10 protein-coding genes and 1 pseudogene are annotated in these 13,846 nt (G+C 36.9%); 4 read left to right on the top strand and 7 right to left on the bottom strand.

Annotated features, from left to right (window positions below; translation table 11 throughout):
- Positions 1-13: 13 nt before the first annotated feature.
- From hemH to ABN099_RS16385, 3 genes are all read left to right on the top strand, one after another.
- A complete protein-coding gene (gene hemH, locus ABN099_RS16395) occupies positions 14-994 on the top strand; it encodes a ferrochelatase (RefSeq protein ID WP_349465304.1) in 981 nt (326 codons plus the stop codon).
- A 163-nt stretch (positions 995-1,157) separates the two neighbouring features.
- Positions 1,158-2,276: an LPS O-antigen length regulator Wzz(fepE) gene (wzz(fepE), locus tag ABN099_RS16390; protein ID WP_349465302.1), complete on the top strand. Its 1,119-nt coding sequence runs from the start codon at positions 1,158-1,160 to the stop codon at positions 2,274-2,276.
- Positions 2,277-2,378: 102 nt separating this feature from the next.
- A complete protein-coding gene (locus ABN099_RS16385; RefSeq protein WP_349465300.1) occupies positions 2,379-3,689 on the top strand; it encodes an inosine/guanosine kinase in 1,311 nt (436 codons plus the stop codon).
- Between the two features lie 122 nt (positions 3,690-3,811).
- Here the strand turns inward: ABN099_RS16385 and ybaL are convergent, their stop codons facing one another.
- Both ybaL and ABN099_RS16375 read right to left on the bottom strand, forming a co-directional pair.
- Positions 3,812-5,572: a YbaL family putative K(+) efflux transporter gene (ybaL, locus tag ABN099_RS16380; RefSeq protein WP_349465298.1), complete on the bottom strand. Its 1,761-nt coding sequence runs from the start codon at positions 5,570-5,572 to the stop codon at positions 3,812-3,814.
- A 235-nt stretch (positions 5,573-5,807) separates the two neighbouring features.
- On the bottom strand, positions 5,808-7,046 hold the full coding sequence (locus ABN099_RS16375; RefSeq protein ID WP_349465296.1) for an MFS transporter: 1,239 nt from the start codon (positions 7,044-7,046) through the stop codon (positions 5,808-5,810).
- 261 nt (positions 7,047-7,307) lie between these two features.
- Between ABN099_RS16375 and ushA the strand changes: the two genes are divergently transcribed.
- Positions 7,308-8,972: a bifunctional UDP-sugar hydrolase/5'-nucleotidase UshA gene (ushA, locus tag ABN099_RS16370; RefSeq protein WP_349465294.1), complete on the top strand. Its 1,665-nt coding sequence runs from the start codon at positions 7,308-7,310 to the stop codon at positions 8,970-8,972.
- 86 nt (positions 8,973-9,058) lie between these two features.
- On the opposite strand, the gene ybaK is transcribed toward ushA, so the two are convergent.
- The 5 genes and pseudogenes from ybaK to ABN099_RS16345 all read right to left on the bottom strand — a co-directional run.
- A complete protein-coding gene (gene ybaK, locus ABN099_RS16365; RefSeq protein WP_349465292.1) occupies positions 9,059-9,538 on the bottom strand; it encodes a Cys-tRNA(Pro)/Cys-tRNA(Cys) deacylase YbaK in 480 nt (159 codons plus the stop codon).
- A 37-nt stretch (positions 9,539-9,575) separates the two neighbouring features.
- Positions 9,576-10,382 (bottom strand): TraB/GumN family protein, encoded by an 807-nt coding sequence (locus tag ABN099_RS16360; RefSeq protein WP_349465290.1) that lies wholly within the window; start codon positions 10,380-10,382, stop codon positions 9,576-9,578.
- A gap of 122 nt (positions 10,383-10,504) precedes the next feature.
- Complete coding sequence (locus ABN099_RS16355; RefSeq protein WP_349465288.1) at positions 10,505-11,962, bottom strand: YadA C-terminal domain-containing protein; 1,458 nt, start codon at positions 11,960-11,962, stop codon at positions 10,505-10,507.
- A gap of 507 nt (positions 11,963-12,469) precedes the next feature.
- Complete coding sequence (locus ABN099_RS16350) at positions 12,470-13,366, bottom strand: Rpn family recombination-promoting nuclease/putative transposase (protein ID WP_349465286.1); 897 nt, start codon at positions 13,364-13,366, stop codon at positions 12,470-12,472.
- A 209-nt stretch (positions 13,367-13,575) separates the two neighbouring features.
- Positions 13,576-13,695: pseudogene (locus tag ABN099_RS16345) on the bottom strand (single-stranded DNA-binding protein); the annotation flags it as partial.
- Between the last annotated feature and the right edge of the window lie 151 nt (positions 13,696-13,846).

The following is a 13,846-nucleotide window of genomic DNA, read 5'->3' as shown; positions in this document are numbered from 1 at the left end:
AAGGAGTCATAATATGAATGATGCTAAATATGGTGTGCTTTTAGTTAACCTTGGTACACCTGATGCGCCAACAACGGCTGCCGTTCGACGTTACTTAGCGCAATTTCTTAGCGATCCTCGTGTTGTCGATACTTCTCCTTGGATTTGGAAACCAATATTACATGGTGTGATTTTACCTATCCGTTCGCCTAAAGTAGCAAAGCTATATCAACAAGTGTGGATGGACGAAGGGTCACCGCTTTTAGTTTATAGTCGTGCTCAGCAACGAGCTTTAGCCCAAAGGTTTCCCGATATTCCCGTTGAATTAAGCATGTGTTATGGCAATCCATCTCTTGATGAAGGGGTGATGAGTTTATTGCAACAAGGTGTTGATAACATTATTTTGTTACCACTTTATCCTCAATATTCATGTTCAACATCGGCAGCCGTATTTGATGGCGTAAGTGCCATTTTTAAAACCATGCGAACTATCCCATCGTTACATTTTATTCGCAGCTATGCTGAGCATCCGCTTTATATCAAAGCATTGGTGAGTTCAATTGAAGAAAGTTTTAAACAGCATGGTAAACCTGATCGTTTAGTGCTCTCTTTTCATGGCATTCCAGAGCGCTTTATTAAAACTGGGGATATTTATTATGATGAATGTTGTCTCACAACCGAAAAATTAAAAGAGCAGTTAGAAGCGCAGCTAGGTTACTCTAAAGATCAAGTGATGCTGACATTTCAATCTCGTTTTGGTCGTGAACCTTGGTTATCACCATATACCGATAAAACAATGGAAAAATTAGGTAGCGAAGGTGTTGAACATGTTCAGGTAGTTTGTCCTGGTTTCTCATCTGATTGTTTGGAAACATTAGAGGAAATTAATGAACAGAACCGAGAGTTCTTTATTAAGGGTGGGGGAAAACAGTATGAATATATCGCTGCACTTAATGCTAATTCAGAGCATATAGACCTGTTAGAGGCTATCATTGATGGGACACGCAAAAAATAGTCGGTGAGTTCTGTAAATAAAATTATAGGATTAAATGATATATTCATTTGATCCTAACTCAGTTATATATAAACTTATCTTTTCTCATTTTTTAAGCATTTTAGATATAATCACTAGAATTGCTGATAAACGGACGCTGCATTACATAAATTTAGGCAGGAAAATGAATAGTAAGCTTTCAAAACCACAATCTTCAGAAATTGATAAAGGGCATTTCGACGATTTCTATTTAAAACAAAGCGATGAAATCGATCTTTTTGAACTATTTTCTGTTTTGTATAAATCAAAATTCGTCATTATTGGTGTAACACTATTATTTGCTATTGTTGGTTTCACGGTTGCCAGTTTTTTACCACAAAAGTGGACAAGTAATGCCGCAATTACCAAACCAATGCTAAATGAGATGAAACAGTTAAGAAACACACTGACTGAGCTAAGTTTGGTTGATGTGGATACTGGCGTAAATGCTGCTTCGGTTTATCAGAAGTTTATCAATAACTATAATTCTCGTGTATTACGTGAAGAGTTTTTAGTAAGTACTGATTATTATAAGAATTTATTGGCTAAAATAGAGGATCCAACACCACTGGATAAACGTCGTTTAATCGAAAGCATCGTAACAGAAGACATCACATTAAAAACGTCTGATGCTAAAAATAAAGATGATGAATTTAGTGGTGAAATTAATTTAAGCTTTACTGCGCCAACACCGGATGAAGCTTATGATTTACTGTCAGGTTATATTCGCTTTATTTCTACTCAAGTTCGTATAGAAGTAAAAGATGAAATTGATGACCAAATTGAGCGTAAATTAAGTTTTGCACAAAAAGCGTATGAGATGGATTTAGAGCGTATTGCCAATGCGCGTGATATTACCGTTCAACGCTTAAAATATGCATTAGAAATTGCCAACGCTGCTGGTGTTAAAAAACCAATTTCAAGCGAAGGTGCGCAAATTAAAGATGATCCAGATTACTCTATTGCTATGGGTTCTGATGCACTGAGCAGTAAATTAACGATTACTGAATCAATTGTAGATCCAACGACAGTGAGTTCTGAACTGAAAAACCGCTTATATAATATTAAGCAGTTAGAAAAGGTGAAATTAAATGATCTTCAATTTGTACCTTTTAAATATATGCTGAAACCTTATGAACCGACTAAAAAAGATGCACCTAAACGTGCGTTGATTTTAGTAGGTGCTGCATTTGTTGGTTTTATCCTTTCTGTTATGGGTGTTTTACTGGGCTATATGGCAAGAAGTCGCCGTAAAACATCATAAAATATCTTTAAATAAGTAGGTGTACAGACGTACACCTACTGTCTCTGTAATAATATTGTGTTAACATTGCGCATCTTTTTTAGCTTTGTAGCATCGTTCACAATGAAATTCCCTGGCAAACGAAAATCCAAACACTATTTTCCCGTTAGTTTACGTGATCCTTTATTACACCCCATCATCAATATGGCTGATAGCGAATCGTCACGCGCTTATATTGTCGGCATTGATCAAACCTTGGTTGATATTGAAGCCAAAGTTGATGAAGAGTTTATTAATCGTTATAACTTGAGTCAGGGACACTCTCTAGTTATTGAAGACGATATTGCCGAAGCGCTTTATCGTGAATTAACTGTCAAAAATTTAATCACCCACGAATTTGCAGGTGGAACGATAGGAAATACGTTACATAACTATTCTGTACTTGCTGATGACCGTTCTGTGTTGTTGGGTACGATGTGTAACAATATTCAAATTGGCAGCTATGCTTATCGTTACTTATGTAACACTTCAAGCCGCACAGACCTTAATTATTTACAAGGTGTTGATGGTGCCATTGGGCGCTGCTTTACCCTTATCACTGAAAATGGTGAGCGTACTTTTGCTATTAGCCCCGGTCAAATGAATCAATTAGAGCCAGAAAGTATTCCGGAAGATGTTATTGCTGAGGCTTCTGCGCTGGTTTTAACTGCCTATTTAGTTCGCTGTAAACACGGTGAACCAATGCCTTTAGCAACCATGAAGGCTATCGAATATGCGAAAAAATATGATGTTCCAGTCGTACTGACATTAGGCACTAAATATGTCATCGCAGACGATCCTCAATGGTGGCGCGATTTCTTAAAAGAGCATGTTTCTGTTGTCGCCATGAATGAAGATGAAGCTTTTGAGCTAACGGGGTATTCTGATCCGTTATTAGCATCAGATGTGGCATTAGAGTGGGTTGATTTAGTGCTTTGTACTGCCGGTCCTGCTGGACTTTATATGGGCGGTTATACTGAGCATGATTTTAAACGCTTAACGACCCATCCTTTGCTACCGGGTGCAATAGCTGAATTTAATCGTTATGAATTTAGCCGTGCTATGCGTCGTAAAGATTGTGATGCACCAGAGAAGGTTTATTCTCATATCGAGCCTTATATGGGTGGTCCAGAAAAAATCATGAACACGAATGGTGCTGGAGATGCTGCGTTATCAGCGTTATTGCACGATATTACCGCCAATAGCTATCATCGTGTAAATGTGCCTAATTCAAGTAAACATCCACGAGCTTACCTAACTTACTCTTCTTTAGCGCAGGTATGTAAATATGCTAATAGAGTTAGCTATCAAGTCTTAAGCCAGCATTCACCGCGTTTAACGCGAGGTTTACCTGAAAAAGAAGATAGTTTAGAAGAAGCTTATTGGGAACGTTAATTTTTACCGTTTTTCTCAATAAGAATGGATGCAAAATTTAAGTAATAAAAAACCTATCAACATTATATTGATAGGTTTTTTTGTATCTATTTTTTATTCACTATATAAGTTAAGTGAAATCGTTACTGCGCAGTACTTGGTGCGATAATTTGTTGACCTTCTTCAGGTGTATCATCAATGGCACAACCAAATTCAACTTCTTTAATTAGCATTTCTGCCATTGCTGTCGCGGTCTGATCTTCATCAATTACTACGTGATTTGCGCCTTTCTCAAGAATAAAAGAGGCTTCTTCATCGTAGTTAGCACGAACAATAATATCGTCAAAATGCGCACGAACAATGATAGTTAAATCAGGGTTCATACTTCTCGCTGTTTCTGCAATATCAGCGGCTTCATAGCCATTAGGAATAGTCAGTAACAGTGATTTTGCACAATCAATACGTGCTAATGCAAGTGACTCTTTGGTTGAGGCATTACCAAGTACGGTATTGAATGCTTTCTCTTTTAACTCAGCAAATTTATTACGGCTATTTTCAATAATCACCAATGGGATTGATTGCGCCAACAGTTTTTCCGATAACATGCTGCCTGCTCGACCATAGCCAACAATAATGGCATGACCACAGATATCAACAGGAACTGGCATCTCTTCTTCCAACTCTTCTTGTTGCAGTTTTTCCATCTCTTCTTTAGTTTCGGTTTTCGCTAAATACTTATCGAGTAAAGTGAAGAGAATAGGGTTGAGCATAATAGAGACTAATGCACCAGCAAGAACCAAGTTTCTCGCATCGGGTTCTAATACGTTCAGTGCAACGCCAAGTCCTGCAAGAATAAAGGCAAACTCACCAATTTGAGCAAGGCTTGCTGCAATGGTTAATGCCGTTCGCCGAGAGTGCCCAAACATTCGTACTAATACTAATGCGGCAGCAGATTTACCAATAATAATAATCGCGAGTGTTGCTAAAATACCTAATGGATGTTCAATTAACACCATTGGGTCGAAAAGCATACCAACAGAGACAAAGAACAGTACAGCAAAAGCATCACGTAGTGGCAAAGTGTCTTGTGCGGCTCTGTGGCTTAAATCTGACTCATTGAGTACCATACCAGCAAAGAATGCGCCTAATGCAAAAGAAGCATCAAAGAGTGTTACCGCAGCATAAGCGATACCTAAAGCCAGTGCTAACACACAAAGAGTAAATAGCTCACGAGAACCAGTTGCAGCTGTTTTAGCTAAAATCCAAGGAATAAGCTTACGTCCTACAACCATCATGATTAAAATAAAGGCAACCACTTTACCAATGGTAATACCTAAGTTAATCATTAATTGTGAAATGCTGGTTTGATCGTTGCTCTCCATCATATTGGCAGCAGCAGGAAGTAAAACAAGTGCTAAAACCATGGCTAAGTCTTCAACGATTAGCCAACCTATTGCAATTTGCCCACGCTGACTATCAATTAATCCACGCTCTTCAAGTGCGCGTAAAAGTACCACGGTACTTGCCGTTGAAAGACATAAACCAAACACAATGCCACTAAATAGACCCCAGCCAAAGAATGCTGATAATCCCAACCCTAATAGTGTGGCGACTGCAATTTGTGCAATAGCACCGGGAATAGCAATGGCTTTTACTGCCATAAGATCTTTTAGTGAAAAATGTAAACCAACGCCAAACATTAAGAGAATGACGCCAATTTCAGCGAGTTCAGGGGCGAGAGAGGTATCAGCAACAAAGCCCGGAGTAAATGGACCAGCGAGTACACCGGCAGCAAGATATCCTACTAAAGGTGAGATTTTTAGCCGTTGAGCAATCATGCCTAAAATATAAGCAAGTGCTAATCCACCAACAATGGTGGTAATAAGGGGTGTTGAATGCGGCATCAATTCTCCTTCTTTTTATAAAACTATATTTAGGGGGGCAGTGGTCTAGCAGGCGAATAGTTTAACGTATTTATGCAATAAATTCGCTAAAAATTATTGATTATTTATAAAAATAGCAAGTTGATTGATTTTATTGATGCAAATGCGTGTTTTTATGTTATTTTAATTAGTCACCCCGTTTAAAGCGGGTTTATCCCTGTTACGACATCGTTACAGTAACAGGGATAATTACAGACTATTTGGTTTTATCTACCTCAATATTAGGCAGAAAAATGGTGAAAATGCCTAACAGAGGTAAATAAGCACAAATATGATAAACATATTCAATACTTTTCTGATCAGCAATGTAACCTAACACCGCAGCACCAATTCCGCCCATTCCAAATGCAAGACCAAAGAAAAGCCCTGAAACCATCCCTGTTTTACCCGGAATAAGCTCCTGAGCATAAACTAAGATAGCAGAAAATGCTGAGGCTAAGATGACGCCAATAAATACGGTTAAAATTCCAGTCCAATAAAGGCTGGCATATGGCAACAGTAAGGTAAAAGGTGCAACACCAAGAATAGAGCCCCAAATAACATATTTTCTGCCAATTTTATCGCCAACCGGTCCACCAATCATGGTGCCAGCCGCAACGGCGAAAAGAAAAACAAACAGATGAATTTGAGCGTTTTGAACAGAAACACCAAACTTGTGTATTAAGTAAAAAGTATAGTAGCTGCTGATACTGGCAAGATAAAAATATTTAGAAAAAATAAGAACAAGAAGAATTGCCAATGAGCCTAGTAACGCTTTACGAGGTAAAACAGAAAAAGTTTGTGTTGTACGAGGTTGTTTTTTCTGAGCTTCCTGTTGAATCTTATACCAACGACTAACTTGTAAGAGCACCACGATAGCTAAAAGTGCAGCAAAAGAGAACCAACCGACATTGCCTTTACCATAAGGTGCAATAATAAGTGCTGCAAGTAGTGGTCCTAACGAGCTCCCTAAGTTGCCCCCAACTTGAAATAGTGATTGGGCAAGACCGTGTCTGCCGCCTGACGCCATTCTAGCAACGCGTGATGATTCAGGATGGAAAACAGAAGAACCAGTACCTACTAACCCCGCAGCAACTAATAGCATGGGGAAGGTATCAGCAAATGCCAGTAGAATAAGCCCTGTAAGCGTAAAACCCATACCTATAGGTAATGAATATGGTTTTGGGTGTTTATCCGTATAAAGACCTATAAAAGGCTGTAATAGTGAAGCTGTAATTTGGTAGGTAAGTGTTATCATCCCGATTTGCACAAAGCTAAGAGAAAACTCAGATTGCAACATCGGATAAATCGCCAAAATCAATGATTGGATCATATCGTTAAGAAGATGCGAAAAGCTAATCGCCGTTAAGATAGTAAATACTGTATTCCGTTTATTGGCTTTTTGCTGCAAAACGGGTGGATCTTCAGATTGAAGCGTTGAATCTGTATTGCTCATTTTAGTTCCCTGTCACGTTAATTTGTTAACAAATTGTTTCTATTTTTATTAATCTAGTTTACATCTATTTGGAATAGAGTGGTTTTGTGAGAAATAGAGTTTGATTGATGTCTCAAAAAAACTATTGGATCAATGAAATAATAAAAAAATTATATAACCTACGTCATAAAATACAGCAAAAGTATTTAACTTCTGTCTTCTTTTTCTACAGTAGAACCATGGCAGAACCTTCTCAATAAATAATATACATGGGGATATACCATGAGCTTATCTTTTAAATTATCGGCATGCGCGTTGACGGTTTCTTTGGCAATGACGCCTGTGATGTCTCAGGCATGGGAAAAGGATAAAACCTACCAAATCACTATTCTTCATACTAATGATCATCACGGTCACTTTTGGCACAACGATCGTGGCGAATATGGCTTGGCTGCACAAAAGACGGTTGTTGACGATATTCGTAACGAAGTTGCTAAAAAAGGCGGTAGTGTATTGCTGCTATCTGGTGGTGATATCAATACCGGGGTACCAGAGTCTGATTTACAAGATGCAGAGCCCGATTTTAAAGGTATGAACCTTGTTGGTTATGATGCAATGGCATTGGGTAACCATGAGTTCGATAATTCACTCGATGTTTTACGCCAACAAGAAAAATGGGCAACATTCCCCTTCTTATCAGCAAATATTTATCAAAAAAGTACGGGGGAGCGTTTATTTAAGCCTTATACCATTTTTGATAAACAAGGCGTAAAAATTGCTGTTTTAGGTTTAACCACTGACGATACCGTGCGTATTGGTAACCCAGCTAACTTCCCTGATACGGAATTCCGTAAACCTACGGATGAAGCTAAAAAAGTGGTTGAAGAGCTGCGTACAACGGAAAAACCAGACATCATTATCGCAGCAACTCATATGGGACACTACGATGACGGCAACCATGGCTCTAATGCGCCTGGTGATGTTGAAATGGCACGAGCTTTACCTGAAGGCTATTTAGATATGATTGTGGGTGGTCACTCACAAGATCCAGTCTGTATGTCTCAAGAGAACAAAAACTATAAACAAGCTGATTATGTTCCAGGAACACCTTGTGCACCGGATAATCAGAATGGTACATGGATTGTTCAAGCCCATGAGTGGGGTAAATATGTAGGTCGTGCGGATTTTGAATTCCGTAATGGCGAATTTACCTTAAAACACTATCAGTTAATTCCAATTAACCTCAATCAAAAAGTGAAAAAAGACGACGGTACGACAGAGCTGGTCTATTACACTAAAGAGATTGCACATAACCCAGAGATGATGAAATTGTTAACCCCTTATCAAGAAAAAGGTGGTGAGCAACTAAATATTAAAGTGGGTGAGGTTGTTGGTAAACTAGAAGGTGATCGTAGCAAAGTTCGTTTTGTTCAAACCAATATGGCGCGTTTACTGTTATCTGCACAAGCTGAACGTGCTAATGCTGACTTTGCTATCATGAGTGGTGGTGGTGTTCGTGATTCAATTGAATCTGGCGATATCACTTATAAAGATGTATTAAAAGTTCAGCCTTTTGCTAACGAACTTGTCTATGTTGATTTCAAAGGCGAAGAAGTTGAGCCATACCTATCAGCTGTTGCTTGCATGAAAGTAGACTCTGGTGCTTACGCGCAATTCTACAATGTGAGTTTAACAGTAGATGCTGATTGCAAAGTGAGTGATGTGAAAATTGCAGGTAAACCATTAGATAAAACGAAGTCTTACCGTATGGCAACATTAAACTTTAATGCTATTGGTGGTGATGGTTATCCTAAAGTAGATACTCATCCAGCTTATGTTAATACGGGCTTTGTGGATGCAGAAGTGCTTAAAGGTTATATCGAAGCACATTCACCGTTAAAAGCCGCTGATTTTGAGCCTAAAGGTGAAATCGTTTATAAAAAATAGTTATTCTAATCAATAGAATAATGGTTTTATTATGCAAAAGGCGACTTAATTGTAAGTCGCCTTTATTTTTGCGGTATCTTTTAGTTTTAAGACGCTTTACGAATAAGCGCAAATTGAGCACCAAGTACACGCGCTAAATCTTTAGCTGCTAATTCGATATCTAAACCTCGCTTGCCACCAGAAACAAACATCGTATCAAACTCTAATGCTTGCTCATCAATCACAGTAGGTAAACGCTTTTTCTGACCTAAAGGGCTAATACCACCCACTAAATAACCTGTTACTTTTTGGGCAATTTGCGGATCTGCCATATCTGCTTTTTTAGCTTTAAAACATTTAGCGACCAATTTTAAATCTAGTTGACCCGAAACAGGGGTAACGGCAACGGCAAGATTTTTTGCATCACCATTAAGTGCCACTAATAAGGTTTTAAAAACTTGGCGATTATCTAAGCCTAACTTTTCTACTGCTTCATCACCAAAATTATGGACATTAGCATCGTGTTCATAAGGATGTAGTGTGAATTTTATTTTTTGTTTTTCCAGTAAATTTACAGCGGGAGTCATGATTTTTCCTACTAAACGATGGTAAGTAATTCTCTTTTTATGCTTGCTTAGTTAATAAATCAACTAAGTTTTCTTCACCAAAGAGATGTAATGCCCCAACAGTAATAACATAACGACCACTCGGGAGTTGTGATAATATTTTTGCCCAATTCTGGTTACGTCTCTCCATTAAGATATCAAAGACTGCTTTACTAAAGGTATTTGGCAAATGGGGGGGCTTCTCTTTACTATTATAATTTAACCACCAATTGATCATGATTTGCAATGTGCGTGCATTTTCGTGCCAATTTTTTAAGGTATCTTGCAATAATTGTTGACCATCATCAGCAAAGTCTAATAAAAGTGCGACTTGGTTTTCTATTCCTTCAAGCTCTATCAGTGATTTTTGATATTCGTTAGCAGATTGAATAACTTGATAATCAATACCATGCTGTGGCTGTAAACCCAATTGAATTGCTTGTGTGGATTGTAAAATAAGCGCAATTTGCCAAAGTGGTTTATCGTCAATTTGGGAAAATGAAATTTGTAATTTTTCGCACTGCTCAATAATTTGGGTAAGAAATATATCATTAATGCGTGTATTTAGAGGCTCTCTAAGAAAAGAATGTGGATCAAAGGGTTGAGTCTCCGTTGAAATATCGGCTTCAATAATAATTGCATCTGCTTGTTTTATTTTATTAATTAGTATTTCTGATAGTGGCGACATAGTGGGTGTGCCCATATGTATGCTACCAACCAAATGCAGATAAATATTATTGGGTAAAGTAATATCAATGGCTGGGTAAGGATAGTGAGTGGCTGTGTTGATACCTACCCATTTCGTTATTTGTTGAAAAATACCCATTACTTGATACGCCCCTTTAAGTGCAATCTAATGAAGTATCAGCATAACGGATTTCGATATGAATGAAACAACGAAAACTAAGTAAATGCTTAGTTCTCGTTATATTAAAAAAATAAGAGTAGTTACCAGCTAATACCTATACCACCTGCTGATACCCAATGATTGGAATCATTCCACGCTGTAGAGGCTCTGACTTTTACATTTTGATTAATACGATATTGCATACCCCAAGCTAACGCGGTGGCGTTACGGTAATTACCAATACCGATAGCGGTACTGAATGTCGCTGAATCGGTAAATGGCAGATTACTCATTGCTGCAACAGAGGCGATCCCTTGGTTAGCTTTTTTTTCTACTTTATAAAAACGATTATGGGTATCAGATTTAAATTGTTTAAATTCATTATCAAATCTATTTATATCGCTTCGAATGATTGAGTTCTCACTATATAGGCTACCAAAATGATCTTTAATGTTTTTCTCACCAAATCCGTTAATATGTAAGTTTGTTAGATATTCAGTTTTTATATCATCTATATTATCTTCAACTTTATCTATATTCTCTTTATTGGCTTGAATGTTTTCTTTGTTAGTTTTAATATTTTCTTTGTTGGTTTGGATGTTTTCTTTATTGGCTTGGCTGTTTTCTTTATTTTGATTAATATTTTGTGTGTTTATATTAAAGACATCTTTGTTGCTTAATATCTTTAATCTGTTTATATTAATATTGTTTTTGTTATCTATAATTTCTTTGCTGTTAAGATTAATTCCAGTGGCATTTTCTTCTTGCTTTTTATCAGTTTTATTAAATTCGTTTGTAAAAGCATCTTCTAATTTGAAAATTATTTCATTTGAACCTACTGGTTGTTTTTTTCCTACTCTTATATGTTGATTAAATTTATTAAGTTTTGAATTTGGTTGGTAATGTCTTTTAATTCCTACCGCGTCAGATTTAGTAATACTCTCTGTTTTAGCTTTATTAAAAGAGATGGGGATGGAGGTTTCTTCTGATAAATTAGAAAGATAACTTAATATTGTATCTCGAACTTCGGGAATGCTATTATCGAGGGTTAAAATATTATTGCTATTTCTATTGTTTGTAATTAGATAATTTTCAATGTCTATTTTGGTTGCTGAAGGAATTAATTTATTTATTCTTTTATTCAGATTATGAATTATTTCATCTGTTATTTTTATTATTTTAACAGGTTCTATTATCCCTTCATTATTAACTCTATCTTCAATAGTGTGATAAACGTAAATATCACTTGCAAATTCATCATAAATAGGTTTTTTAATATTATTTTCAGTATTAGATATTGTGGAGTTTAGATTTATAGGTGCCAGAATTGATGGGGGATCTTGAGGCTTACTATCTTCTGGATAGACACCTTCAAGAAGTAACTCTGTATTAGAAATTTCTGGTATGATGATGGATGGGACGGCTGAGGCTATATTATTTTTATTTGATGATATAAGAGCAGTAGATAGGGTTTTATTACCCTCTATTTCTGTAATAGAAAAGGCATTTACGGAGTAAATTAAAGGTAAGCTAAGTGTAACAATATTTTTTAATTTCATTTTTAATTCCTTTTAATATAATTCCTTTATTAACTTTTTAAGTTTAAAATTAGAAACTTAAATTGGCAATAATAATATGTTTTGCAATATTTTTATGGTTATTTTATATAAGTGTTTAATTATTTTTATGAGTAATAAAAGTTAATGAAAATTTTATTATATATTGCTATTCTAGCGCTAAGAGGGCGGAGTGATGACTCTCTTGTATAATGAAAAATTCCTCTTTGACTGGCCGATAGAAATATCGGCTTTTTTTTAATCTATTGATAAATAAACATTTATTTTATAAATAAAAAAGATAAGCCTTATAAAACATAAGATTTATCTTTAGTTTTCTTAAGTGTTTTATATTGTATTTTTATAGAAAACAAATAAATAAGGGGTTAGCTTGTGACATCCACCCTTCAGATAAACTCACTTTGCGGAATTCTCAGCCAAGTTGGAGATTTTTATGTACAAAAAAATGCCAACAGTAAAGTAAGTCGGCATAGATAGAGAATAAAAAGATCAATGTTTCAACGATTCAATCTTTTCACGAGTTAGTCCAGTACTTTGCATAATAATGTCCAGGCTGACTTCTTGTTGTAATAAAGCGCGGGCCACTTTTTCGACCCCCAGATCGATACCTTTTTCGATACCTTTCTGTTCAAGTTGCTCTGCAATAGTCGTTAGCATCGTTTTATACCCCGGCGATTGAGCAATCAATTGACTTAAAAATTGTGATTCATCAATGATATAGCCATTATAGGCAATATATTCCATCACACTTCTTACTTGATCGTCAGTATTATACCGCATGTTTAATAAGAGCGCGATTTTAGGAACAAGTTCCATCAAATCATCGCGAGTGCGAATGTGTTTCTGTATCAGTTCCAGCAATGCGATCCCTTTGTGCGTCAGGATCTCGTCATCACTGACCACACTTAAATCCACTAAAGGAAATGCGCGAGTATATACCTGCTGAGCCAGTGCCGGATCAGAAAATCCATCCAACCAGTTAGTCGAGTAAGGATAAGGTATGGTATTGCCGTGATAAAATAGTAAAGGCACCACTAATGGAAGCGTCGTATTCACTGACGTTTTCAAATGATTAGCCATCGCTGACATCGCGTAATAGATCAGACGAAATCCCATTAATGGATCAGGTTTTGACTGATGCTCTATTAGGCAGTAAATATAGCCTTCTCCTTCTGTTGTCTGCACAGAATATAAAACATCGGAGTGCAATTGACGTAATTGTCTATCAACAAAACTACTAGATTCTAGTTGCAGCGTACTTAAATCGCACAATGGCAGAATGTCCGCTGGTAAATGCACCGAAAAAAAATCTCGTGCATTATCAGGATGCGTCAAAAACTGCTTAAACAAGGCATCATGAACCGGTTTTTGGCTATTTTTAGTCACACACTATTCCTTGTTATGACTTAAAAAGGGATAGCGAAATTATCGGGAAAATCCTTAACCGAGCTGTCACCACAATTGTACCCAGTTTACCTTGGTGTGGAGCTGAAGGATTTGACGTTTCGCTCTGGTGTCTCAGCAATTTACATTGCACTGTGTTGGTTCACCAGCACTTCAGTAGTGTAGCGTTGCTGACGGCTCTAATTCTGCTATTTACAGGGCTGAAGCTGACTTTCAATATAAATCTGCGACCTTCTACGCAGATATTGACCAGTAATTTCAGCGAGTTTGCCAAATATCATCATACAGTACTATTCGGTTTTCGGTTTTCGGTTTTCGGTTTTCGGTTTTCGGTTTTACGCCGCAAATTTTTTCACAGAAGAATAAGGTTAAAACGTGGGAAACATCACTCTAACGAGCAGATATTTTCTATCTAGGGGAACAATTATTGACATCATGGACATCTGATCGAGTTAGATTGTC

Source organism: Proteus hauseri, assembly GCF_040139125.1.
Taxonomy (GTDB): Bacteria; Pseudomonadota; Gammaproteobacteria; order Enterobacterales; family Enterobacteriaceae; genus Proteus; species Proteus hauseri_B.
This window is presented reverse-complemented; position numbering and strand designations above follow the sequence as displayed.

Coding starts and splice junctions, on each gene's coding strand:
- ABN099_RS16360 (WP_349465290.1), bottom strand. CDS start 10,382: ATGGGTATTTTTCAACAAATAACGAAATGGGTAGGTATCAACACAGCC.
- ybaK (WP_349465292.1), bottom strand. CDS start 9,538: ATGACTCCCGCTGTAAATTTACTGGAAAAACAAAAAATAAAATTCACA.
- ABN099_RS16385 (WP_349465300.1), top strand. CDS start 2,379: ATGAAATTCCCTGGCAAACGAAAATCCAAACACTATTTTCCCGTTAGT.
- ybaL (WP_349465298.1), bottom strand. CDS start 5,572: ATGCCGCATTCAACACCCCTTATTACCACCATTGTTGGTGGATTAGCA.
- ABN099_RS16355 (WP_349465288.1), bottom strand. CDS start 11,962: ATGAAATTAAAAAATATTGTTACACTTAGCTTACCTTTAATTTACTCC.
- hemH (WP_349465304.1), top strand. CDS start 14: ATGAATGATGCTAAATATGGTGTGCTTTTAGTTAACCTTGGTACACCT.
- ushA (WP_349465294.1), top strand. CDS start 7,308: ATGAGCTTATCTTTTAAATTATCGGCATGCGCGTTGACGGTTTCTTTG.
- ABN099_RS16375 (WP_349465296.1), bottom strand. CDS start 7,046: ATGAGCAATACAGATTCAACGCTTCAATCTGAAGATCCACCCGTTTTG.